Annotated in this window: 1 pseudogene; it reads left to right on the top strand. The window is 43.3% G+C overall.

Features of this window, described 5'->3' with window-relative positions:
- A pseudogene (locus tag ACGF49_RS25530) lies at positions 1-145 on the top strand (IS200/IS605 family transposase); the annotation flags it as partial.
- Between the last annotated feature and the right edge of the window lie 72 nt (positions 146-217).

The following is a 217-nucleotide window of genomic DNA, read 5'->3' as shown; positions in this document are numbered from 1 at the left end:
GAAGTTCTGGTCAGAAGGATACTATGTAAGTACGGTGGGGCTCAATGAAGCCACAATCCAGAAATACATAAGAGAGCAAGAAAAGTCAGATTTAATGCAGGATAAATTAAGTACACGAGAGTATGAAAACCCCTTCAAGGGGTAAGCCAAAGAGACAATGACCCTTTAGCTTGAACAAAGAGAAAGCGGCGTCATTTAGGCGCGGTCGGTAACATGC

Origin of the sequence: Photorhabdus sp. RM96S, assembly GCF_042879335.1 — a bacterium.
Classification (GTDB): Bacteria; Pseudomonadota; Gammaproteobacteria; order Enterobacterales; family Enterobacteriaceae; genus Photorhabdus; species Photorhabdus kayaii.
Note: the sequence above shows the minus strand (reverse complement) of the source record. Positions and strands in the feature narration are given on the sequence as shown.